We start from the raw sequence: 23,922 nt of genomic DNA, 5'->3' as shown, positions 1-23,922 counted from the left end.
GAGCGCCTACATTCCAAGGTAGCAGATGTTCACGGATAACCGGCCGGTTGGCGCCGCCGGCAGGGAGCTGTTCCGCGAGCGAAGCTGATAACACACTTTCAGATTCGTTTTCGTACCAAGGAGGAATGACTATGAGCAACCTGACACGCTGGAATCCGATCAATGAATTCGAAGACCTGATGAACCGCTACAACCGGATGTTCGGGCTGACCCGGGCCGGTGAGCGGGAAGGCAAGGACCTGTTCAGCCGCAGTGACTGGGCTCCGGCGGTGGATATCAAGGAAACCGACCAGGCCTTTACCGTGGAGGCCGAGTTGCCGGGCATGTCCAAGGACGATGTGAAGGTAACCGTGCATGACGGTGTCCTGACCATCAAGGGCGAGCGCAGGCAGGAAGAGGAAACCGAGGACAAGAAGATGCACCGCATCGAGCGGTTCTACGGCAGCTTCATGCGCCGCTTCACCCTGCCGGACAATGTGGACGAGAACAGCGTCAAGGCCAACTTCAAGGATGGTGTGCTGACCCTGACCATCAACAAGGCCGAACCGAAGGAGCCGAAGGCCATCGAAGTGAACGTGGAGTAAGTCCGCTTCGCTTCACACTGACCCTTCTCCGGGCAGGCGCCGGGATCACGCCCCGGCCACTGCCTTTCTTTTTGCCCGCCCGGCTCAGTCGGTACGTAACTCCTCAACCACCGAGGCGGTCTCCGGGCGCACGCCACGCCAGACCCGGAACGACTCCGCGGCCTGTTCCACCAGCATACCGAGGCCATCGAACACCCGGGTTGCCCCTTGGTCCAGTGCCCACTGGTTGAAGGTGGTGGTCTTCAAGGAATACATCATGTCGTAGACCACGGTCTGCGCCCCGATAACCTTCGGTGACAGGGCCGGCAGGTCGCCCTGGAGGCTGGCGCTGGTGCCGTTGATAATCAGGTCGAAAGGCTGATCCGGCTCTCCGAACCCGCAGGCGCTGAGGCGGGTGTTGCCAGCGTCGTCGGAAAACAGATCGACCAGGGCTTCAGCCTTCGTTACGGTCCGGTTGGCGATCACCAGCTCCGCCGGTTGTTCCGCCAGCAGCGGACCGATCACGCCCCGCACGGCACCGCCGGCGCCGAGCAACAGAATCCGGGCGTCCTTGAGGGTCACACCGTGGTTATCAACCAGATCCCGGACGATCCCGCAGCCATCGGTGTTATCCGCCACCAGTCGGTCGTTGTCGTAATACAGGGTATTGGCCGCGCCGGCCTTCTCCGCCCGCCCGGTACGCTGGTCCGCCAGCTGCCAGGCCTGTTCCTTGAACGGGACCGTGACATTGAGGCCTTTGCCACCCCGCTCGAAGAACTGCCGGACGGTACCGGCGAAGTCGTCGAGGGGCGCCTGGATGGCGGTGTACTCCACCGGCTCACCGGTCTGCTGTGCAAACAGGCTGTGAATCCGCGGGGATTTGCTGTGGCTGATCGGATGCCCGATCACCGCGTACAGATCATTGGTCATGGTGCTCTCCCAGCCAGTCCCGGCCCGTGAGGAAATACTCGGTCAGCCGGGCTTCCTCGGTGCCGGGCTCCGGTACCCGGTTATAGTCCCAGCGCACCAGCGGCGGCAGGGACATCAGGATCGACTCGGTGCGGCCGCCGGACTGCAGGCCGAACAGGGTGCCACGGTCGTACACCAGGTTGAACTCGACATAGCGGCCCCGGCGGTAGAGCTGGAAGTTGCGTTCGCGCTCGCCGTATTCCATGCCCATCCGTTTCCGGACGATCGGTTCATAGGCTTCAATATAGCTGTCGCCCACCGATTGCATCAGGGCAAAATCCTGGCCGAAATCACCGGTGTTGTGGTCGTCGAAGAACAGACCGCCGACACCCCGGGGCTCGTTCCGGTGCCTGAGATAGAAATAGTCGTCACACCAGTCCTTGAAGCGCCGGTAGGTATCCTCGCCGAAGGGCTCACAGGCGGCTTTGGCAGTCCGGTGCCAGTGCACGCAATCCTCGTCAATCCCATAGTAGGGCGTCAGGTCATACCCACCACCGAACCAGTACACCGGCTCACCGTCTTTGGGTGTGGCGATAAAGAACCGGACGTTGGCGTGGGAGGTGGGCACGTAGGGATTGTTCGGGTGAATCACCAGGGAAACGCCCATGGCCTGCCAGGGAGCGCCCGCCAGATGGGGCCGGTGGGCCGTGGCGGAGGCGGGCATGGTGTCGCCCATGACGTGGGAGAAGTTCACGCCGCCTTTCTCGAACACCCGGCCTTCACTGATGACCCGGCTGATACCACCGCCACCTTCCGGACGGTCCCAGGAATCACGAATGAACGAGGCCTCGCCGTCCACCGCTTCCAGGCGACGACAGATGTTTTCCTGCAGGCCGAGCAGGTATTCCTTGACGGCCTGACTGTCGGGTTGTTGTGACATGGACTCTCCTATCGAAGCTGCTGGCCGGTGACGATATCAATAATGCGGCTGGGTTTGCGATTGCCACCGAGTTCGCCGGGTACGATCCAGTCCAGCTGGTCACCGAAATACCGGCGTACCTGCCAGGAGTGACGGGCCGGCTGGCGCCCGGCGGGATTGCAGGAGGTGGAGACCAGCGGCATGCCGGCCGCCTCGCACAGGGAACGGACGACCGGATGGTCACTGACCCGCACCGCAATGGAGCTGTGGCGGCCCCGGACCCACTCCGGAATCTGTTCGTTCACATCCGGCAGCAGACAGGTCACGGGCCCCGGCCAGTGACTCAAAGCGGTTTGCTGGAGGTCCGCCGGCAACGGGTCGAGCAGGAAACGCACCTGCTCCACGGAGGCAGCCACCAGGATCATGCCCTTTTCCATGGGGCGCTGTTTCAGTTCCAGGATGCGCTCTACCGCCAGGACGTCCCAGGGATCACACCCCAGGCCCCAGACCGCTTCGGTCGGGTAGGCGATAACACCACCCTGGAGCAGGGTGCGGCGGGCACGACGGCATTGCCAGTCATTCAGTGGTTTGGACACGGGCATCGAGAATCATCTGTTCAGAACGGGGTGGAACAGGGCACCGGGTTCAGGCGATTCGCAGGTAGCCGCCGGGTGCTGAACTGGCCAGCCCTTCCAGCTCCAGGAGCAACAGGGACTGCATCAGCTGGTCCGCGGCCAAACCGGTCGCCGAACTCAGTGCATCGGTTGATACCGGATCATACCCTAATGCCTCAAATACCGCGATTTCCCGCTGCCCCAGGCGCGACAGGTCCGGTGCCCCCGGCTCCCGGGCAGGGTCCGCTTCACCCGCTTGGAGCGACCACCAGGCACCCAGTTCTTCCAGCACGTCATCCACGGTTTCCACCAGCCGGGCGCCCTGCTTGATCAGGTGGTGGCAGCCGCGGGCCACCGGACTGTGAACGGAACCGGGAATAGCAAACACCTCGCGGCCCTGCTCCAGCGCCAGCCTGGCGGTGATCAGAGAACCACTCTTGAGGCCCGCCTCCACCACCAGTACACCCCGGGACAACCCGCTGATGATCCGGTTGCGCTGAGGGAAATGGGCGGCACGGGCCGGCGTCCCCGGGGGATATTCCGACACCAGCACACCTTGTTCGATCACCCGCTGGCCCAGTCTCTGGTGCTGGCGGGGATAGATCTGATCCAGCCCGCAGCCGATGACCGCAATGGTGGGAAAGCCGGCATCGAGGGCGCCGGCATGGGCGGCACCGTCCACACCCAGGGCGAGTCCACTGGTGACCACCAGTTCCCGGCGACTGAGCTCCGCCGCGAACCGGCGGGCATGGTCCAGGCCCGGGCGGGTGGCATGACGGCTGCCGACAATGCCGATCTGGTCCCGGCCAAGAAGGGCACGATCCCCCAGGATATAGAGCACCAGGGGCGCATCATGGATGTGGCGCAATGCTTCAGGATAATCAGCATCAGCCCAGGTAACGAGGTGGATGCCGTGTTGGCCGCAGGCAATGAGGGCCTCCGCGATTTCCAACAGGGCAGGGTGGCTGGTGTCTTTGTCCTGCCAGGCGCGGATTCCGGTGATGGTTTCCGGATGCAGGCCGACAGCTTTCAGGGTGGCCGGGTTCATGGCCAGCAGATCGGTCAGTTGTGCGGTTGCGGCCATCGCGGCCTCACGCCGCCGGATACCGAACCGGGGCAGGATTGCCAGCAGGAGCCAGGGCGCAGCGGGATGTTCAAGCGCCTGGCAGAAACGGTCGCGGGAACCCGCGCCGGAAAGCAATTCGTTCATGATTCTTCATCCTTGAAAACAACAATGGCCGGGCAATCCCGCCCGGCCATTCAACTTGCAGCTGGAAGCTACTGTCCGATCAGGGATTGGTAACCTTGTCACCCACGGACAGTGGACGGGTGGCCTGCAGGACCAATCCGTAGCTCATCTTCTCGTAGGCCTGGAATACCATCAGCAGACCGGCACGCTCCGACGGCAGCTCGATGGTCTCACCGGTGACCGGATCGCGCACCAGGTTGCCGCTCTTGAGTACCGCCATGACGTTGCCGGCTTCAAGGCCATCCCGTTCACCGCGGTTGATCGCCACCACGTCGTACTGACCGATCTGGCTGACACCGCCATCGACAGCGATCATCTCGCCCTCAACGGTTTCGTCCGGCGAGCTGGGCACAAAGCTGGTGGCGATGGGGCGATCAACACTGGTCAGCAGGCGATCACCGATACGGATCTCCTGGTTGGACTTGGTCAGGCGCAGGGTCAGCACATCCCCGTTCTCGGCGGTGATGTTGCCGGCACCGATGCTACGGGCCTCCAAACCCAGGAACTCGCCGGTATCCGGATCGCGGAATTCCTTGGTACGGCGGAAGATACCCACCTTGTCGGCCGGCTTGTCGCCCCGGGCATAGACCCGGTCACCGGCACCGGTGATGATGCGACCGTCCTCGCCTTCCAGGACGTAGGGCGCACCCTCGAGCTCTTCCGGGGTCACGATACGGGTATCGGTCAGGAAGCTGCTGATGGCATCCAGCGGAATGGCCGGGATCGGGGTATCAATCGGCTCGGAACGCACCTGGGGCGAGAGCTTCACCACGCCGTTGGAAGCCACCTTGGTGATCCGCGGTTTGCCGTCGATGTAGACCAGGGCGAGGCGATCACCAGGGTAGATGAGGTGCGGGTTGGCAACCTGGGGATTAACGTGCCAGATTTCCGGCCAATACCACGGATTGTTCAGAAAGCGCGCCGAAATGTCCCAGAGGGTGTCCCCCTTCACGACAGTGTAACGCTCGGGATGGTCGGACCGCAGTTCCGGTTGAGCCTGGGCCCAGGAAGTAAACAGCAGCGCAGTGGCTGCCAGAGCGTACAGCAGTTTCCTCATTGTGTAAGTCCTTGATCGCGTGCCTTGAGTCTTTGCATTCTGTTGGGATGCAGCCGGAGTATCTGCAGCTTATTACGTTGTTATTCCTGATACTATAGAAGAAGTCTCGGAAATTGTGATGTTATCTTTTGTTCTTCCAGTGAATTCTATTCTGCCAGTGAAAGATTTTAACTATTAACTGATCAGTTTGTACTCAATCGTGGATTTGGGGGATAATATCGAGACTTCCTTCACAGGATTACAAAACTCAAACGGTAGCCGGGCAGATTGCCTGAACTGCCGGACATACGGACCAGAAACGCGAGCGTTATGATACTAGAAATCCTCGAATACCCGGATCCCCGTCTGCGCACCATTGCCAAGCCGGTGGACGAAGTCACAGACGACATCCGCAAGCTGATCGACGACATGTTCGAGACCATGTACGATGCGCCCGGAATCGGTCTGGCGGCGACCCAGGTCAATGTTCACAAGCAGATCATCGTGATGGACCTGTCCGAGGACAAGAGCGAGCCGCGGGTATTCATCAACCCCGAGGTGGAAGTCCTGGATGGTGACTACGAAGCCATGCAGGAAGGCTGTCTCTCCGTCCCCGGTTTCTACGAGGACGTGGAGCGCATCGAACACTGCCGGATCCGGGCACTGGACCGCAACGGCGAGCCGTTCGAGATTGAGGCGCAAGGCCTGCTGGCGGTCTGTATCCAGCACGAGATGGACCACCTCAACGGCAAGCTGTTCGTGGACTATCTCAGCGCCCTGAAGCGGAACCGGATCAAGAAGAAACTGGAAAAGCTTCATCGCAAGAGTGCCTGATCTGTTTCAGGCCACCAGAACAGACAGGCAGTGACGGACCGGGCGATGACCCGGTCTTTTCGTATTCAACGGAACAGAGACGACACCACAGTGCGAATCGTATTTGCCGGCACGCCCGACTTTGCCGCTACCGCCCTGAAAGCACTTCTGGCGACCCACCACGACATCGTTGGCGTTTACTCCCAGCCGGACCGGCCCGCCGGCCGGGGCCGCAAGCTGATGCCCAGCCCGGTCAAGAAGGTGGCCCTTGAAGCTGACCTGCCGGTGTTCCAGCCCGAGAACTTTCGCAGTCCGGAAGCCCGGCAGGAACTGGCGATGCTGAACCCGGATGTGATGATTGTTGCCGCCTACGGCCTGATCCTGCCCAAGACCGTGCTGGAAATCCCGGCCCACGGCTGCCTGAACATCCACGCCTCACTGCTGCCGCGCTGGCGCGGTGCCGCCCCGATCCAGCGGGCCATTGCCGCCGGCGACCGGGAAACCGGCATCACCATCATGCAGATGGACGAAGGCCTTGATACCGGTGCCATGTTGCTGAAAACCATTACCCCGATCCATGACGACGATACTGGCGGCAGTCTCCATGACCGGCTGGCAACCCTGGGCGGGGAGGCCATCGTCAAGGCGCTGGCTCTGCTGGAAAAGGGCGAACTGTCCGGGGAAGCCCAGAACGACGATCTGGCCTGCTACGCCCACAAGCTGTCGAAAGAGGAAGGCCATATCGCCTGGCACCAGGATGCCACCGGCATCGAACGGCTGGTGCGCGCCTTCAATCCCTGGCCCGGCACCTACACCGACCTCGACGACCAGCGCATCCGCATTCACGAGGCCAGTGCCCTGGCCGATGCCTCCACCGAAACCCCAGGCACCGTGATTCGCCGGGAACGGGAAGGCATCGACGTGGCCTGTGGTGAAGGCACCCTGCGCATCACCCGCCTGCAGCTGCCCGGAGCCCGCGCCCAGAGCGTGAACGACCTGATCAACGGCGGCAAGCAGCTGTTGCTGCCCGGCCAGGAGCTGAACTGAGATGGGCTCCGGCCAACAACCCATGCGGTCCGTGGCGGCCAGCGTCCTGCTGGCGGTCGAGCAGGGCCAGTCCCTGTCCCAGTGCCTGCCGCCGGCCCTGAGCCGGGTCGGTGAGGGCGAACGGGCGGAACTGCAGGCACTGTGTTACGGCACCTGCCGCTGGTTCCACCGGCTCGATGGTGAACTGCAGGGCCGGCTGAAGAAACCGCTGCGCAAACAGGACCGCATCGTCCACCACCTGATGCTGGTTGCCCTGTTCCAGCTCCGGTTCAGCGAGCAGGCCACCTACGCCGTGCTCAATGAATCGGTGGAAGCCTGCCGGGCCCTGGACAAGCCGCACCTGACCGGTCTGGTCAACGGGGTACTACGCGCTGCCGAGCGTGAAGGCGCCCCCGAGCCGAAAGACGACGCCGAACGCTTCAGCCACCCCCAGTGGATGGTGGACAAGCTGCGCCACAACTGGCCGCAGGACTGGCAACGGATTCTCGAGGCCAATAACACCCAGGCGCCCATGACCCTGCGGGTCAATGCCCTGCGTTTCAGCCGCGAACACTACCTGGGCCTGCTGGACGAGGCGGGCATCGAGGCCTCGCCGACCCGGTTCGCACCCCACGCCATCCAGCTGGCCCGCCCGGTGCCGGTGGATCGGCTACCCTGGTTCGCCGACGGTGCCGCCAGCGTCCAGGACGAGGCCGCCCAGCTTTGCACCACCCTGCTGGACCTTGCCCCGGGCCAGCGGGTGCTGGATGCCTGCGCGGCCCCGGGTGGCAAGACCTGCGCCATCCTGGAAGCCTGCGGGGAACTGTCCGAGGTGGTAGCCATCGACGAATCCGCCGAGCGCCTGCCCCGGGTACAGGAAAACCTGGACCGCCTGGACCTCACCGCCACCCTGAAACAGGCAGATGCGGCGGATATCGACAGCTGGTGGGATGGCGTCGGGTTCGACCGGATCCTGCTGGATGTGCCCTGCAGCGCCACGGGCGTGATCCGCCGGCATCCGGACATCAAGCTGCTGCGGCGGGAATCGGACATCACGCCCCTGGCGGGCATCCAGATGGGGCTGCTCGAGGCCATGTGGTCGATCCTCAAACCCGGTGGCCGCCTGGTGTATGCCACCTGTTCCGTGTTCCCCCAGGAAAACCACCGTATAATCCAACGGTTCATGAAACAGCAGCCGGACGCCGGCCTGATCGAGCCGGATGTGGCCTGGGGCCGGGACACCGGCGCCGGTCGCCAGTTGCTGCCGGACCCCGACAGCCACGATGGCTTCTTCTACGCGGTACTGGAGAAACCCGAACCATGAAGATCCTGATTCTCGGTGCCGGCCAGGTGGGCGGAACCCTGGCCGAAAACCTCGCCAACGAAGCCAACGACATCACCGTGGTCGACAGTGACAGCGTCCGGCTGCGGGAACTGCAGGATCGCCTGGACATCCGGACGGTCCAGGGCAAGGCCTCCTACCCGACGGTGCTCCGCCAGGCCGGCGCCGAAGACGGCGACATGGTGATCGCCGTCACCAACAGCGACGAGACCAACATGGTCGCCTGCCAGGTCACCAAACTGCTGTACAAGACCCCGACCACCATCTGCCGGGTCCGGGCCAACGCCTACCTGGCCAAGCCCGAGCTGTTCTACCAGCGGGACAAGGCCAAGGACCTGGACAGCCTGCGCGGTTTTCCCATCGATGTCCTGATCAGTCCCGAGCACCTGGTGACCAAGCACATCACCCGGCTGATCGAATACCCGGGTGCCCTGCAGGTACTGGAGTTCTCCAAGGGCCTGGCACGACTGGTGGCGATCCAGGCCACCGAGGGCGGGCCGCTGGTCGGGCACGAGCTGTCCTACCTGCGCACCCACATGCCCAAGATCGATACCCGGGTGGCCGCCATCTTCCGCAAGGACCGGGCGATCATGCCCCAGGGCGACACCGTGATCGAGGACGGCGACGAGGTGTTCTTCATCGCCGGCGCCGACCACATCCGCTCGGTCATGAGCGAATTGCAGCCCCTGGAAAAGCCCTACAAGAAGATCTTTATCTGCGGCGGCGGCAACATCGGCCAGCGCCTGGCCAGCACCCTGGAGGGGCGCTACCAGGTCAAGCTGCTGGAGCGGGACCACGAACGCTGCGTGATGCTGTCCGAGAACCTGCGCAAGACCGTGGTGCTGGAAGGGGATGCCGCCAACAAGGACATCCTGCTGGAAGAGAACATCGAGAACACCGATGTCTTCTGCGCGGTGACCAACGATGACGAGGCCAACATCATGGCCTCCCTGCTGGCCAAGCGGCTCGGCGCCCGCAAGGTGCTGACCCTGATCAACAATCCCGACTACGTGGACCTGATCCAGGGCGGGGATATCGATGTCGCCATCTCGCCGCAGCAAACCACCATCGGCAGCTTGCTCACGCACGTCCGCCGGGGCGACGTAGTTAACGTTCACTCACTGCGGCGCGGCGCGGCCGAGGCCATCGAGGCGATCGCCCACGGCGATCACCGGTCCTCGAAGGTGGTGGGCAAACGGCTCGACGAGATCTCCCTGCCGGAAGGCACCACCATCGGTGCCATCGTCCGCCACAACGAGGTCCTGATCGCCCACGACCACCTCCGGGTGCAGCCGGACGACCACGTGATCCTGTTCCTGGTGGACAAGACCAAGGTCAGGGATGTGGAGAAACTTTTCCAGGTCGGGCTGACCTTCTTCTAGTTCAAAATCAACGCAGTGAAGACCTCTTAGAAATACCGCATTGGCAAGCGTATAATGCGCCTTTTTTCGGAGTGCCCCGGAGGATGATCGGGGCGCCACACACAGACTGAATCAGCAGGCAAACGTCGTGACAGACAAGGCAACGAACAACTCCGCGCCGGATATCAAGACCTTCCAGGGTCTGATCCTGGCTCTGCAGAATTTCTGGGCGCAGCACGGCTGCGTGGTTCTCCAGCCCCTGGATATGGAAGTGGGCGCCGGTACTTTCCACCCGGCCACCTTCCTGCGGGCGATCGGTCCGGAGACCTGGAATGCGGCCTACGTTCAGCCCAGCCGTCGTCCCACCGACGGCCGTTACGGGGAAAACCCGAACCGTCTGCAACACTACTACCAGTTCCAGGTGGTCCTGAAGCCGTCCCCGGACAACATCCAGGAGCTTTACCTGGATTCCCTGCGGGCCCTGGGCCTGGACCCGCTGGTCCACGACATCCGTTTCGTCGAGGACAACTGGGAATCCCCGACCCTCGGCGCCTGGGGTCTGGGCTGGGAAATCTGGCTCAACGGCATGGAAGTGACCCAGTTCACCTACTTCCAGCAGGTGGGCGGCCTGGAGTGCTATCCGGTGACCGGCGAGCTGACCTACGGCCTCGAGCGGATCGCCATGTACCTGCAGGGCGTGGACAGCGTCTATGACCTGGTGTGGACCGAAGGCCCGGATGGCGTCGTCACTTATGGTGATGTGTTCCACCAGCAGGAAGTGGAGATGTCCACCTACAACTTCGAGCAGGCGGATACCGAGTTCCTGTTCCACAGCTTCGACGTCCACGAGCGCGAGAGTGCCCGGCTGATCGAGGCCGGCCTGCCGCTGCCGGCCTATGAACAGGTTCTGAAAGCCTCCCACACCTTCAACCTGCTGGATGCCCGCCACGCCATCTCCGTGACCGAGCGTCAGCGTTTCATTCTGCGCGTACGTACCCTGGCCCGTGCCGTGGCCCAGGCCTACTTCGACAGCCGCCGCAAGCTCGGCTTCCCGCTGGCCCCGGAGGCCCTGAAACAGGAAGTGCTGTCTGCGGCAGAAGCCGCTGAGGCCAAGGCCAACGGCAAGAAGAAAGGCAAGAAAGCGAAGAAGGCACAGCAGGAACAGGGGAACGCATAACCATGGCTACACAGGATTTTCTGGTTGAACTGGGCACCGAAGAACTGCCCCCCAAGGCCCTCAAGCCACTGTCTGATGCCTTTACCCGGGGTATCGCCAAGGGCCTCGAAGATGCCGGCATCGAGTTCGGCAAGGTCGAAGCCTTTGCCGCTCCGCGCCGACTGGCTGTCCGGGTCCGCGACCTGGCCGACGCCCAGCCGGACAAGCCGGTGGAGAAGCGTGGCCCGGCGGTCAAGGCCGCCTTCGACGACTCCGGCAACCCGACCCGGGCGCTGACCGGTTTCGCCACCTCCCTGGGCATCACCCCGGACCAGCTCGACACCATGGAAACCGACAAGGGTGCCTGGGTGGTCTATCGCACCGTGGAAAAAGGCCGGCCGACCGTGGAACTGATGCCGGAACTGGTGGAGCAGTCCCTGGCCGCTCTGCCCATTCCCAAGCGCATGCGCTGGGGTGCCTACCGCACCGAATTTGTCCGGCCGGTCCACTGGCTGGTCCTGCTGTTCGGCACCAAGGTGATCGACGCCTCCATCATGGGCCTGAAGCCCGGCAACACCACCCGCGGCCACCGGTTCCACTGCCCGAAACCGCTGATCGTGCCGACACCGAATGACTACGAGGTGGTACTCAAGCAGGAAGGCTATGTGCTGGCGGACTTCGCCGAGCGCCGGGAGCATATCCGCGCCGGTGTTACTGCCCTGGCCGAGAAGGAAGCCGGCGGCAAGGCGGTCATCGACGAGGACCTGCTGGACGAGGTTACCGCCCTGAACGAATGGCCGGTGCCGCTGATGGGCCGGTTCGAGGAGCGCTTCCTGGAGGTTCCGGCAGAAGCCCTGATTTCCTCCATGAAGGAACACCAGAAATACTTCCACGTGGTGGACAGGGACGGCAAGATGCTGCCGCTGTTCATTACCGTGGCCAACCTGGAAAGCAAGGACCCGAGTCAGGTCATCTCCGGCAACGAGAAAGTGATCCGCCCGCGCCTGGCCGACGCCGCCTTCTTCTACGACACCGACCGCAAGACCCGGCTGGAAGACCGCATCGAGTCCCTCAAGCCGATCGTGTTCCAGGAGAAGCTGGGCAGCATTTACGACAAGTCCGTGCGGGTTGCCGCCCTGGCGAAGAAGATCGCCGAGGCGATCAACAGCGATCCGGCCCTGGCCGAGCGCGCTGCCATGCTGGCCAAGACCGACCTGGTCACCGAGATGGTCCTGGAGTTCACCGACCTACAGGGCATCATGGGCCAGTACTATGCTGCCAACGACGGCGAGCACGAGGACGTGGCCAAAGCGCTGAACGAGCAGTACATGCCGCGCTTTGCCGGTGATGACCTGCCCGGCACCCTGACCGGCTGCGCCGTCGCCATCGCCGACCGAATTGATTCCCTGGTGGGCCTGTTCGGCATCAACCAGCCGCCCTCGGGCACCCGTGATCCGTTCGGCCTGCGCCGGGCCTCCCTGGGCGTGCTGCGCATCATCATCGAGCGTGAGCTGCCGCTGGACCTGCAGACCGTCTGCGAGTGGGCCGAGCAAAACTTCAGCGTGCTGACCGAGCAGAACACCGCCACCACCGTGGTGGACTACATGCTCGAGCGCTTCCGCGCCCACTACGAAGAGCAGGGCATCGGCGCCGAGGTTTACCTGGCGGTACACGCCCGCCGGCCCACCAAACCGCTGGACTTTGATCGCCGGGTCAAGGCCGTGGAAGCCTTCCGCCAGCTGCCCGAGGCCCAGGCCCTGGCAGGCGCCAACAAGCGGGTTTCCAACATCCTGACCAAGCAGGGTGGTGACAGCATCGGGGAAACCGTGGACGAGAACCTGCTGCAGGATGCCGAGGAAAAGACCCTGGCGGCCCAGGTGGAAGAGCAAGCCCAGAAGGTCCTGCCGCTGTTCGAAAAAGGGGACTACGCCAGTGCCCTGAGCTCCCTGGCGAGCCTGCGGGAACCGGTGGATACCTTCTTCGATGAGGTCATGGTCATGGCCGAGGATGAGGCGATCCGCAACAACCGCCTGGCGCTGCTCAACCGCCTGCGCAACCTGTTCCTGCGGGTGGCGGACATCTCCCTGTTGCCCACCGCCGGGTAACAGGGAAGGCGATACGGCCGGTCTCCGCAGTTATACGGACGAAAATTCCCCGCCCGAGGGGTAGCCAAAACTCGTTTAATCCGTATAATACCGGCCGTTGTTCGGCGTGTGGCGCAGCTTGGTAGCGCACTTCGTTCGGGACGAAGGGGTCGCAGGTTCGAATCCTGCCACGCCGACCACTTTCCCGCCTTTCTGTATCTCCTTTTTATAATTCGCAACACCGTTTCCCTGTCAGGTTCTTGCACCTGAAGCCGCCGAATTTCTGTATCCTCTATAAATCTGCTAGAGATCAAAGGGGTTATTTTGATGAATGAGGCGATTGCCCGACTACGACAATTCCGGGATGACAGAGACTGGAAGCAGTTCCATAACCCAAAGGACCTCTCCCTGGCATTGAGTATAGAGGCGGCGGAACTGCTCGAGCTTTTCCTGTGGAAATCACCTGATCAGGCCGATATCGGTAAAGTGAAGGAAGAGCTGGCCGATGTCATCGCTTATGCGCTGCTACTGGCAGACAGCTATGAGCTGGACGTTGAACAGATTGTTCTGGACAAGATTGCACTGAACGAAAAGAAATACCCTATAAGCAAAGCCAAGGGAACAGCAAAGAAATACACCGAGCTATGAGTCACTCGCCGTTGGTAGAAATTCAGCGCTACCCATTCAGCCGGGAAGCTCTGGACGACTTGCGTGACAATGCGTTTGCCGCGGGCAACTGGCCACTGGTGTACGTTCTCAGTGACGAAAAGCACCGGCGCGCCTACATCGGCGAGACCACCGATACGCTCACCCGCATGAGCACACACCTAAAACACGATGAGAAGCAGCTGCTTACCGCGGCTCATCTGATCACCAGCGAGTATTTCAACAAATCCGCTACCCTGGATGTAGAATCCCTGCTGATCAAATACATGGCCGCCGACGGCAAATACACCCTGCTGAACGGCAACCTGGGGCTGGCTGATCACAACTATTACCAGCGCGATGCACTTTATGAAGAGGTATTCCGGGAAGTCTGGAACCGGTTGATTGCCAAGGGTGTTGTATCCCGCACCCTGGACCATCTTGATAACTCCGATGTCTTCAAATACTCCCCCTACAAATCCCTGTCTTTCGACCAACGTCAGGGATTGCTCACCATACTGCATGAGCTGACCAACCCCGGTGTGCAGAACATTGTGGTGGAAGGGGGAGCCGGAACCGGCAAGTCCGTGTTAGCAATCTTTCTGTTCAAACTGCTCAACTCAGAAGATCACCATATCAATCTCCGAGAATTCTCTGACGAAGAGGCCGAAATCCAGTCTCTGTTGGCGTCACTCAGAGAATCCCTTCCCAAGCCGAAAATGGCGCTGGTGGTACCGATGACCTCCTTCCGAACCACCTTGAAGAAGGCGTTCAAGCATGTTTCCGGACTTAGCCCCAACATGGTGATCAGCCCATCTGAGCTGACCAAACAGCACTACGATATTGTACTGGTGGATGAGTCTCACCGTTTGCGCAAGCGCAAGAATCTGGGCGCGTACTTTGGCAGTTTTGACAAAGCTGCGGCTACGCTGGGTATAGACAAGCATACCTGCAGCGAAGTCGACTGGGTTTGCCTGCAGGCGGACAAGGCGATTTTCTTCTATGACGAAGGCCAGTCCATCAAACCCTCCGATGCCGATGTGGAGGTTTTCCAGCGGCTAAAATCTGCCAGAGGCTCAGTGACGCACCAGTTGCTGTCCCAGTTCCGGGTCAAAGCCGGTCAGCCCTATGTGGAGTTTGTGGATAAGTTGCTTGACGGCCGTGTTGATGAAGGTGAGGTATTCGCCGCCAAAAACTATGAGTTTGAAGTGTTCGATTCCCTCAGTGACATGGTCAGCACTATAAACGAGAAAGAGGAGCAGGTAGGACTATCCCGGCTGATTGCTGGCTATTCGTGGCCCTGGGCTTCCAGGAAGGACGGTGAAGCCTATGACATAGTCATCGACGATGTTCGCCTACGCTGGAACAGCACCAATACCGACTGGATCAATAAAGCAGGCTCCCACAGGGAAGTCGGCTGCATTCATACCACTCAGGGGTACGACCTGAATTACGCCGGCATTATCTTTGGTGAAGAGATCCGGTATGACCCGGAAAGCCAGTCTATTGTGATCCAAAAGGACAACTACCACGACCGCACCGGTGGACAGGGCATCAAAGACCCGGCAGAGCTGAAGCAGTACATCATCAATATCTACCGTACCATTATGCTCCGGGGTATCCGCGGAACCTTTGTCTACGCTTGTGACAAAGCACTGCGGGATTATCTGAAACAACACATTCCAGTCCACGTTACCAATGCAGCAAGGCCTGAACCCCTTAAGGCGATTGAGCTCGAACCCTATGTAAATGCAGTACCACTGTTCGACCTCCAAGCCGCAGCAGGGGATTTCGGTGCACTCAAGGATGTCAGTGACCTTGACCCCACCAATCACCAAGACTGGGTCGTTGTGCCCACGGGAGTCCCCGTACACAAAGACATGTATGCCTGCCGAGTCTTCGGCGAATCCATGAATCGGGTAATCCCCAATGGTGCCCTGTGCCTGTTCCGGAGCGACCGCGGCGGTTCCCGAAACGGCAAGACAGTGCTGGTTGAATGCATAGACAGCATTGATACCGACTCCGACTCACGCTACACAGTGAAGGTGTACGAAAGCTTCAAAACTGAAGACGAACACGGCTGGCGCCATACCCGTATTCAGCTGAAACCTAATTCATACGATGACATCTTTCAGCCCATTGAGGTGACCGATCAAGAAGCTCTTCAGTACCGAGTGGTAGGGGAGTTCCTTTGTGTGATTGACCAGTGATGTACACACTCACTGCTCCACCACAATCAACTCCCCAAGCTCAAACCCCTCCGCCTCAGCCCGGGCCTTGAACGCCTCCAGCACCTCGTCACTCACCTCCGGCGTACGGGACATCAACCACAGGTAATCCCGGTTGTAGCCGGTCAGGTAAGCCGTGGAGTAATCCTCATCCAGGCCGAACACCACGTAAGAGCCGTAAAAGGGTCCGAAGAAGGACACTTTCAGGTGGCCCACATCGCTGTCGCCCACAAACACGGCGCGGCCTTCGGCTTGTTCCCACTTGCCTTCTTCAGCGTTATATCCCCGGTTGATTACTTTGATGCTGCCGTCCTCATTCAGGGTGTACTCGGCGGTCACCTTGCTCAGGCCTTCCTCGAAGGAGTGGTCCAGGCGGGCGATTTCGTACCAGGTGCCCAGGTAACGGTCTTTGTCGAAGCCGGTGACCGGCTGAATGCCTTCGGGCAGGCCGGTGCAGCCAACCAGTAGCAGCAGGGTGACAGCAGTCAGGCTCAGTGCTTTCATGGTGTTATCCTCAAACCGACAGGTGTCTGCGGAACAGTATCAGAGCGGTGGAGAAAAACACTACGCCAATGGCCACCAACGCCAGCATTTGCGGCCACACCACCTCCAGCCCGGCACCCCGGTAAAGAATGGCCTGGGCCATGCTCACGAAGTGGGTGGTGGGGGCCGCCAGCATCAGGTTCTGTACCAGGTCTGGCATGCTTTCCCGGGGGGTTATGCCGCCGGATAACAGCTGCAAGGGCAGGATGGTGAGAATGAGCAGCAGGCCGAACTGGGGCATGGTGCGGGCCACGGTGCCGATCAGGATGCCGATGGCGGTGGTGGAGAACAGGTGAATCAATGCCCCCAGCAGGAACAGCCACACGGAGCCGGCGATGGGTACGTTCAGCCAGCCCTGAATCACCAGGGTGATAGACACAGACGCCGCCACCAACACCACCAGGCCGTTGGCCCATACCTTGGAGGCCATAATCTCGAACGGCCGCAGCGGCATCACCATCAGGTGTTCCACGGTGCCGTGCTCCCGCTCGCGAATAAGCGCCGCGCCAGTCAGGATGATGCTGATCAGGGTGACCTGGGTAATTAGTTCCATCACGCCACCAAACCAGGTGCCGTCCAGGTTGGGGTTAAAGCTGGCGCGGGTGACCAGGGTCACCGGCAGGCCGTCACTTGAGCTGCCCGGCTGCAGGAATTCCGCCACTTCGGTCATGGCGAAGCGTTCTATGTAGGTGGTGCCGATAAAGGCCTGGCTCATGCGGGTAGCGTCGATGTTCAGCTGCAGACTCACTTGCTGGCCCTGGCGCACCTTGCGCTCGAAGCCTTCCGGGATCACCAGGGCGAAGGTGTGGCTACCCTTGTCCAGCAACTCGTCGATCTCGTCATAGCGCACCATGTCCGGCGGCAGAAACCAGGGCTGCTGCAGGGCATTGATGACCCGGCCGGAGAGCACGGTCTGGTCTTCATCCACCACCGCCACCGGGGCGTTGTGCAGCTCCATGGAACCGGCGGAGCCTGCGGTGTAGATCATCAGGGTGAAGGCCACCAGCACGAACACCATCAGCACCTTGTCCTGCCACAGGCTGCGCAGTTCCTTGATGCCCAGATGCCAGATATTCCCGAGAGATTCCATCATCAGCGCCCCTGTTTCCGTAGCAATACCATGGCCAGGCCGGTCAGCACCGGAATGAACGCCGCCAACGCCAGAAACGCCCCCTCCATATCCGCCAGGGTCAGGCCCTTGGTGAACACGCCCCGGCTAATCTGCAGGAACCAGGTGGCCGGCCAGAAGGGGCCGATCCAGGCACCGGCACCGCTCAGGGAGGATACCGGCTCGGTCAGGCCGGAGAACTGCACGGTGGGCAGGATGGTGAGTATGGCAGTGGCGGCCAGAGCGGCAATCTGGGTGGAGGCAAAGGTGGACATCACCTGGCCCAGGGCGGTGGTGGCGGTCACAAACAGCAGGGCACCGAAGGTGAGGGTGAGCAGGCCGCCCTTCAGGGGTACATCAAACAGGTACACCGCCAGCAGCACCAGGCTGGCGTAGCTGACCATGCTGAAGGCAATGTAGGGCAACTGCTTGCCCAGCAGGAATTCCAGCCGGGTGACCGGGGTGACGTACAGGTTGGTGATGGAGCCCAGCTCTTTCTCCCGGACAATGCCGAGGGCCATCAGGATGGCGGGAATGAAGATCAGCAGGATCGGAATCACCGCCGGCACCATGGCATCCAGGCTGCGAAAATCCTGGTTGTAGCGGTAGCGGTCTTCCAGGCTGACCAGGCTCAGGCTGGGCACCTCGCCCCAGGCACGCCGGGCCTGTTCACTCAGGTAGCTGATGTGCATGCCCTGCACGTAGCCGAGGATGGTTTCACCGCGGAACGGCATGGCGCCATCCACCCACACCGCCAGCTCGGTGTCGCGGCCCCGTTTCATATCCCGGCCGAAGCCGGAGGGGATTTCGATGGCCAGGCTCAGCTCCCCGGAACGCATGCGCCGCTCCAGCTCCTCGGACGACGACAGCGCCGGTTGCTCAACAAAGTAACGGGAGCCGGAAATAGCCGCGGTGTAATTCCGGCTCTGGGGCGTCTGGTCCCGGTCCAGCACCGCAAAGGGCAGGTCTTCCACATCCAGGGTAATACCGTAGCCCAGTATCAGCATCAGCAGGGCCGAACCGATAAAGGCAAAGGCCATGCGGATCGGGTCCCGCAGTAGTTCCCGGGCTTCACGCCGGCCGTAGGCCAGCAGCCGTTGCGGGCTGAAGACCTTGTGGCGTTCCGGCTGGCCGCTGTCCCGGCTCAGCAGTTTGCCGCCGTTCTGGCTTTCCGGTTCCTTGTCTACCGTTTCCAGGGTGGTCATAAACGCGCCTTCCAGGCTGTCGCTGCCGGTTTGTTCGATCAGCGCTTCGGGCGTGTCGCATGCCAGTACTTCCCCGGCGTGCATCAGCGAGATGCGGTCGCAGCGCTCGCCTTCATTCATGAAATGGGTGGAGATAAAGATGGTGACTCCGTCTTCCCGGGACAGCCGCAACAGCAGTTGCCAGAACCGGTTACGGGCACCTGGGTCTACGCCCGACGTGGGTTCATCCAGAATCAGCAGCTCCGGTTCATGCACCACCGCCACCGCCAGGGACAAGCGCTGGCGTACCCCCAGCGGCAGGGAGCCGGCCTGGTGGTCCAGCACCTCTTCGAGACCAAATTCCCGGGTCAGGCTACTGATGCGCTCGGCAATCTTCGGCTCCGGCAGGTGGAACAGCCGGGCGTGCAGGTCCAGGTTCTGACGCACGGTCAGCTCGCCGTAAAGGGAGAACGACTGGGACATATAGCCCACCCTGCGGCGGGTGGCCAGGTCTTTAGCATCCAGCGGCTCGCCGAACAACGCCACCTTGCCCTCGGTCGGGGTCAGCAGGCCGGTGAGCATTTTCATGGTGGTGGTTTTGCCGCAGCCGTTGGAACCCAGAAAACCGAAGATCTCGCCTTTCGGGATGGCGAAGCTGACGTCTTTAACTGCAGTGAAACTGCCAAACTTAAGGGTCAGGTTCTCCGCCACGATGGCCGGAGTGCCATTTTCGGGTGCCGGCGAAGGTGCCGATTCTGCCGATGCCTGCATTCCCAGCTCCTCTTCCCGGCGGCTGTCCGGCAACAGGGCGATAAAGGCGTCGTCCAGGTTATCGGTGCGGGTTTGCTGGCGCAGCTCGGCCGGGGAGCCGGTGGCCAGTACCTGGCCGGCGTCCATGGCCACCAGCCAGTCGTAGCGTTCTGCTTCTTCCATGTAGGCGGTGGCTACCAGCACGCTCATGCCGGCGCTTTGCCCGCGGATGGTATCGATCAGGTCCCAGAAGCGTTTGCGGGAGAGCGGGTCTACGCCGGTGGTGGGCTCGTCCAGAATCAGCAGGTCCGGGTTGTGGATAAGTGCACAGCACAGCCCCAGCTTCTGTTTCATGCCGCCCGAGAGCTTGCCCGCGGGGCGTTCCCGGAAGGCCAGCAGACCGGTGGCATCCAGCAGGCGGTCGATCTGCTGCTTGCGGGAGGCGCCGGTAAGGCCGAACAGGTCGGCAAAGAAGGCGATGTTCTCATCCACCGTCAGGGTGTGGTACAGGTTGCCACCCAGGCCCTGGGGCATATAGGCAATGCGGGGAGCGGCCCGGTTGCGAAACCGGTGGCTGGCCATGTCGCCGCCCAGCACCTGCAGGCTGCCCTGCTGCAATTCACGAGCCCCGGCAATCAGCCCCAGCAGGGTGGATTTACCGACACCATCCGGGCCGATCAGGCCCACCATGCAGCCAGCGGGGAAATCCAGCGTTATGTCGCACAGCGCAGCGGTTTCCCCGTAGCGGTGGCTGATTCCTTCCAGCCGGGCTACGGTATCAGTCATTGGGCAGGCTCACCTTCAGGCTGTCAGGCCAGGGCAGGCTTTCATCGAGGCGCACGTAGGCTTCGCCCGGCACACCGGTTTTCACTCGGTCCCGGTAGGCCTTGAGCAGGTCCGGATTGATGCGGATGCGCACCCGGAACATCAGTTTTTCCCGCTCGCTGCGGGTTTCCACCGACTTGGGGGTGAACTGGGCTTCTGCCGCGACAAAGCTGACCTCCGCCGGCACCACGTAATCCGGCAGGGCATCCAGAATGATGCGCGCTTCCGAGCGGACCCGCACTTTGCCAGCCTGGGCCGTAGGCAGGAAGATGGTCATGTACACATCGGTCACATCCAGTACCGTCGCCACTTTTCCACCAGCCGCCAGTACCTCGCCGGGTTCCGCCAACCGGTAGAGCACTCGGCCGCCCACCGGGGTGGAAAGCTGGCTGTCGTCGATATTGGTCTGGATCTGCCGGATAGCGGCGCGGGCGGCTTCAATACCGGCGTCGGCAGAGGCAACCTGCACCCGGGCAGCCTGGAGGGCGGCAGCGGCCGTCTCCGCCGCAGTCCGCGCCTGGTCAATCTGCTCCCGGGAAACATGCCCCTTTTCCATCAGGGCTTCGAACCTTGCCAACTCAGCCCTGGCAAGACGCAGCTCGCTTTCCCGTTGTATAACCGTGGCCTCGGCCAGACGTCTGCCTTGCAACGCCTGACTGAGATTGGCATTTGCGGCCGCCAGTTTTGCCTTCAGCTCGTCAGTATCCATCTCTGCAATCGAGGTGTCTGCTTCAATCAGGTCACCTTCCTCAACAAAGAAACTCTTCAGACGGCCCGGTATACGAGTGGCAATATCAACTTCGGTCGCTTCGATACGGCCATTTCCGGAGGCAATGTACCCGGGCATTTCATTGTTTACTGACACAAACTTCCAGATAACGATCGCAATAATCAGAATGGTAATAATCAGTACAACAAGGACTTTCGGGCCAGGCCCGGCTTTGGAATCAGGCATTGATCTTCCCTGGTCAAGGTATTCAAGACGTGTAGCTTACTATTAATGGAACAGAAGTGTTCAGTGGTTTGTTGATACCCATCAGTTTAGTCGCATTACAGCAGGGACTCGATCGGCATCAGCGACCAGAAAAACACCAGCATCCGCTTCAGTGGCCCGGTTCCCGGTTCATGGCTGTAAGTCACCGTCCGGTGTTCCTGTTGTTCCAGCCAGCGCAGTTCGCCATCCTCGTTCAGCACCACTCGATAAGCGGTGAACCGCACCTGCTGGTCAAATTCGCGTTCCAGCACCCGTGCCAGTTCCGGGCTCTCGATCACGAAGCCCAGTTCGGTATTGAGGTGAATGGATCGGGGATCGAAATTGAACGAGCCCACGAACAGGGTCTCACCATCAACCGCGAAAGTCTTGGCATGCAGGCTGGACGCCGAACTGCCCATCATGCCGGACTGCAGGTCCCGCTCCCGCGGGGGTTCGTCATCGAGCCTGCGCATCTCCCACAGCTCGACACCCGCCCGCAACAGGGGTTTGCGGTATTTGCTGTAGCCGGCATGCACCATCGCCACGTCATTGGCCTCGAGGGAATTGGTCAGAACCCGCACCTCAACTCCCCGCTCTTCGAGCTTCCGGAACAGTTCGACCCCGGCATCCCGGGGGATGAAATAGGGGGAGACCAGGGTAATGCTCCGTTCGGGATCATCCAGCGCCCGCGCCAGTTGTCGGCTGAGCAGGTCCTCCCTGTTGTTCCCGCCCAGAACCTTGGCGGGATCATCGCTGACCATGACCACCGGCGCCCAGCTGAAGGCCAGTTCCCTGGCAAGCAAGCTTCGCAGGAACGCCGAATCCTCCAGCGTACGGGCATATACCGAGGCGGCATCACTGTTCTCCGTGGTCCTGAATGACTCCGCCAGTGCCGCCAGTGGTTCCGGGCCGGGCTCGCCCAGGATCTGCCGGGCCGTTCGTGCATAGCTGCTGGCCCAGTATCGGTCAAAATCCCGGGAAACCTCGTCCACGGCCGGTCCGATCGCCAGCACGTCCAGGTCCGCAAACATCGCGCCCTGGGCGGCACCAAAGTATTCATCCGCGATGTTGCGGCCACCAATGATTGTGGCCTGGTTGTCCGCGGTGAAAGACTTGTTATGCATCCGGTAATTGAGACGCCGGAAATCTGTGAAGTAACCCAGCCACTTGGGATTACGGACCACAAAAGGGTTGAACAGGCGAATCTCGATGTTGGGGTGCTGACTCAGGGCCGCCAGGATGTCATCCATGCCGGCGATGCCGTTGTCATCCAGCAACAGCCGCACCCTGACTCCCCGTTCCGCCGCCCGGTACAGGGTGTAAAGCATCAGAGATCCCGTGGTGTCCGGGCGCCAGATGTAGTACTGGACATCCAGGCTGGCTTCGGCCGCCTCGGCGAGCAGGGCCCGGGCGGCAAAGGCATCGTAGGGGTCCGGTAGCAGGACAACGCCACTCTGACCGGGATGGGCCTCGGTTTTCGGGGTAATGGCCTGGCCCAGGACGGTTTCCCGGGTCTGGGACTGGGGAATGGATCGGCTGTCAGGCCGGTCGGCCAAGGGTGGCAAGGCACAACCCGAGAGCATAAGGATGACCAATCCTGTCCAGATTTGCCGACGGTGCTCTGCCAGATTATGTAACAACAATCGCCTCACCACATGGGCCTTTCAGGGAAAACTCGGACTCCTGATGACAATATATTCGCTCTCTCGGGTTTCGGGAACAAAACGGCAAACTACCCTTGCTATAAATACTTAATGGAATAACCTTATACTCATATTGATATAACAGAGACCCGGCGCTAATCTGGTTGGGCCCTGAAACGAAAGCCTGTCGGTTTCGGGTCTTCACAGCCGTTGACCGGCATCAACTTTCGATTCTGTTTTTGGTAGAACCCGGGACAGGTTCCGAGATCTGACCTAAGATTTCAGTATTCGTATCCGGGCTGTACCTGACTTATCAAATCCGAAACGAGCGATACCGCTCCTGGGAGGGACCGCAATGAAAACCCTGCTACTGTCACTGCTGATTACTTTTGGCCTGGTCTTTCAGGCGCAGGCACAAGAGGCCCTGTCTGTCACCCCCGAGGAAACCTGGAAAATGACCCAGGAACAGGGAGATGAGATCCTGTTCATTGATGTCCGGGACCCCGTCGAGATCATGTTCATCGGTTTCACCGATGCCGTGGATGCCAACATTCCGTTCAAACTGGTGGACCGCGCCCGCTTCAGTGAAGAAAAAGCCAAGTTCGCCATGGATACCAATCCGGACTTCGTTGCGGATGTCGACAAGGCACTCGAAGCCAAGGGTCTGGACCGGGATGCCCTGATCATCACCATGTGCCGTTCCGGTTCCTCCCGGGGCAAGCCCAGTGCCGAGTATCTTCTGGAGCGGGGCTTCACCAATGTGAAATACATCGACCACGGCTTCCAGGGCAGCAGCGCCAAAGAGGGACGACTGAAAGGTCTCCGTGCTGTCAACGGCTGGCAGAATTCCGGCCTGCCCTGGTCCATGGATATCAATCCGGACAAGATCTATCGTCCCTGATAATAAAGTCAGACCCTGGATAGGGCGCCAATGGCCAGAGCTCGAGCTCT

20 protein-coding genes and 1 tRNA gene are annotated in these 23,922 nt (G+C 61.1%); 11 read left to right on the top strand and 10 right to left on the bottom strand.

Annotated features, from left to right (window positions below; all coding sequences use genetic code 11):
• Positions 1-131 precede the first annotated feature (131 nt).
• Entirely contained in the window at positions 132-584 is a 453-nt protein-coding gene (locus BM254_RS03155) for an Hsp20/alpha crystallin family protein (protein ID WP_091998494.1), read from the top strand.
• Positions 585-668: 84 nt separating this feature from the next.
• On the opposite strand, the gene aroE is transcribed toward BM254_RS03155, so the two are convergent.
• The 5 genes from aroE to BM254_RS03130 form a co-directional block, all read right to left on the bottom strand.
• Positions 669-1,493, bottom strand: a complete 825-nt coding sequence (aroE, locus tag BM254_RS03150; protein WP_091998491.1) for a shikimate dehydrogenase — start codon at positions 1,491-1,493, stop codon at positions 669-671.
• Positions 1,483-2,412, bottom strand: a complete 930-nt coding sequence (hemF, locus tag BM254_RS03145; RefSeq protein ID WP_091998488.1) for an oxygen-dependent coproporphyrinogen oxidase — start codon at positions 2,410-2,412, stop codon at positions 1,483-1,485. Before hemF ends, aroE begins: the two co-directional genes overlap by 11 nt.
• Before the next feature lie 8 nt (positions 2,413-2,420).
• Positions 2,421-2,993, bottom strand: coding sequence for an L-threonylcarbamoyladenylate synthase type 1 TsaC (gene tsaC, locus BM254_RS03140; RefSeq protein ID WP_091998485.1), 573 nt, complete (start codon positions 2,991-2,993; stop codon positions 2,421-2,423).
• A 43-nt stretch (positions 2,994-3,036) separates the two neighbouring features.
• A complete protein-coding gene (gene dprA, locus BM254_RS03135) occupies positions 3,037-4,215 on the bottom strand; it encodes a DNA-processing protein DprA (RefSeq protein WP_175497190.1) in 1,179 nt (392 codons plus the stop codon).
• Positions 4,216-4,294: 79 nt separating this feature from the next.
• Positions 4,295-5,311 carry a LysM peptidoglycan-binding domain-containing protein gene (locus BM254_RS03130; RefSeq protein ID WP_091998482.1) on the bottom strand — a complete coding sequence of 339 codons (1,017 nt, stop codon included), beginning with the start codon at positions 5,309-5,311 and terminating at the stop codon, positions 4,295-4,297.
• A gap of 309 nt (positions 5,312-5,620) precedes the next feature.
• Between BM254_RS03130 and def the strand changes: the two genes are divergently transcribed.
• The 9 genes from def (at position 5,621) to BM254_RS03085 (ending at position 15,927) form a co-directional block, all read left to right on the top strand.
• The gene (gene def / locus BM254_RS03125) at positions 5,621-6,124 is read left to right on the top strand and encodes a peptide deformylase (RefSeq protein ID WP_091998479.1); all 504 of its coding nucleotides are present in this window, start codon (positions 5,621-5,623) and stop codon (positions 6,122-6,124) included.
• A 90-nt stretch (positions 6,125-6,214) separates the two neighbouring features.
• Positions 6,215-7,150: a methionyl-tRNA formyltransferase gene (gene fmt, locus BM254_RS03120; protein WP_091998476.1), complete on the top strand. Its 936-nt coding sequence runs from the start codon at positions 6,215-6,217 to the stop codon at positions 7,148-7,150.
• 1 nt (position 7,151) lies between these two features.
• Positions 7,152-8,453, top strand: coding sequence for a 16S rRNA (cytosine(967)-C(5))-methyltransferase RsmB (gene rsmB, locus BM254_RS03115; RefSeq protein ID WP_091998473.1), 1,302 nt, complete (start codon positions 7,152-7,154; stop codon positions 8,451-8,453).
• Entirely contained in the window at positions 8,450-9,853 is a 1,404-nt protein-coding gene (gene trkA, locus BM254_RS03110) for a Trk system potassium transporter TrkA (protein WP_091998471.1), read from the top strand. Before rsmB ends, trkA begins: the two co-directional genes overlap by 4 nt.
• Positions 9,854-9,980: 127 nt before the next feature.
• Positions 9,981-11,009, top strand: coding sequence for a glycine--tRNA ligase subunit alpha (glyQ, locus tag BM254_RS03105; protein ID WP_091998468.1), 1,029 nt, complete (start codon positions 9,981-9,983; stop codon positions 11,007-11,009).
• Between the two features lie 2 nt (positions 11,010-11,011).
• Positions 11,012-13,093, top strand: coding sequence for a glycine--tRNA ligase subunit beta (gene glyS / locus BM254_RS03100; RefSeq protein ID WP_091998465.1), 2,082 nt, complete (start codon positions 11,012-11,014; stop codon positions 13,091-13,093).
• Between the two features lie 102 nt (positions 13,094-13,195).
• Positions 13,196-13,272, top strand: a tRNA-Pro gene (locus BM254_RS03095).
• A 127-nt stretch (positions 13,273-13,399) separates the two neighbouring features.
• The gene (locus BM254_RS03090; protein WP_091998461.1) at positions 13,400-13,720 is read left to right on the top strand and encodes a nucleotide pyrophosphohydrolase; all 321 of its coding nucleotides are present in this window, start codon (positions 13,400-13,402) and stop codon (positions 13,718-13,720) included.
• On the top strand, positions 13,717-15,927 hold the full coding sequence (locus BM254_RS03085) for a DNA/RNA helicase domain-containing protein (protein WP_091998458.1): 2,211 nt from the start codon (positions 13,717-13,719) through the stop codon (positions 15,925-15,927). Before BM254_RS03090 ends, BM254_RS03085 begins: the two co-directional genes overlap by 4 nt.
• Before the next feature lie 9 nt (positions 15,928-15,936).
• Here BM254_RS03085 and BM254_RS03080 read toward each other — a convergent pair whose 3' ends face one another.
• From BM254_RS03080 to BM254_RS03060, 5 genes are all read right to left on the bottom strand, one after another.
• Positions 15,937-16,449, bottom strand: a complete 513-nt coding sequence (locus BM254_RS03080) for a lipocalin family protein (protein WP_091998455.1) — start codon at positions 16,447-16,449, stop codon at positions 15,937-15,939.
• Positions 16,450-16,459: 10 nt separating this feature from the next.
• The gene (locus BM254_RS03075) at positions 16,460-17,578 is read right to left on the bottom strand and encodes an ABC transporter permease (protein ID WP_091999155.1); all 1,119 of its coding nucleotides are present in this window, start codon (positions 17,576-17,578) and stop codon (positions 16,460-16,462) included.
• Between the two features lie 2 nt (positions 17,579-17,580).
• On the bottom strand, positions 17,581-20,316 hold the full coding sequence (gene rbbA / locus BM254_RS03070) for a ribosome-associated ATPase/putative transporter RbbA (RefSeq protein ID WP_091998452.1): 2,736 nt from the start codon (positions 20,314-20,316) through the stop codon (positions 17,581-17,583).
• Positions 20,309-21,310 carry an HlyD family secretion protein gene (locus BM254_RS03065; protein ID WP_091998449.1) on the bottom strand — a complete coding sequence of 334 codons (1,002 nt, stop codon included), beginning with the start codon at positions 21,308-21,310 and terminating at the stop codon, positions 20,309-20,311. Before BM254_RS03065 ends, rbbA begins: the two co-directional genes overlap by 8 nt.
• Before the next feature lie 95 nt (positions 21,311-21,405).
• Positions 21,406-22,971 carry a phospholipase D family protein gene (locus tag BM254_RS03060; RefSeq protein WP_425434469.1) on the bottom strand — a complete coding sequence of 522 codons (1,566 nt, stop codon included), beginning with the start codon at positions 22,969-22,971 and terminating at the stop codon, positions 21,406-21,408.
• A 355-nt stretch (positions 22,972-23,326) separates the two neighbouring features.
• Between BM254_RS03060 and BM254_RS03055 the strand changes: the two genes are divergently transcribed.
• Positions 23,327-23,872 carry a rhodanese-like domain-containing protein gene (locus BM254_RS03055; protein WP_091998444.1) on the top strand — a complete coding sequence of 182 codons (546 nt, stop codon included), beginning with the start codon at positions 23,327-23,329 and terminating at the stop codon, positions 23,870-23,872.
• The last annotated feature ends 50 nt before the right edge of the window (positions 23,873-23,922 follow it).

Source organism: Marinobacter pelagius, assembly GCF_900114925.1.
Taxonomy (GTDB): domain Bacteria; phylum Pseudomonadota; class Gammaproteobacteria; order Pseudomonadales; family Oleiphilaceae; genus Marinobacter; species Marinobacter pelagius.
This window is presented reverse-complemented; position numbering and strand designations above follow the sequence as displayed.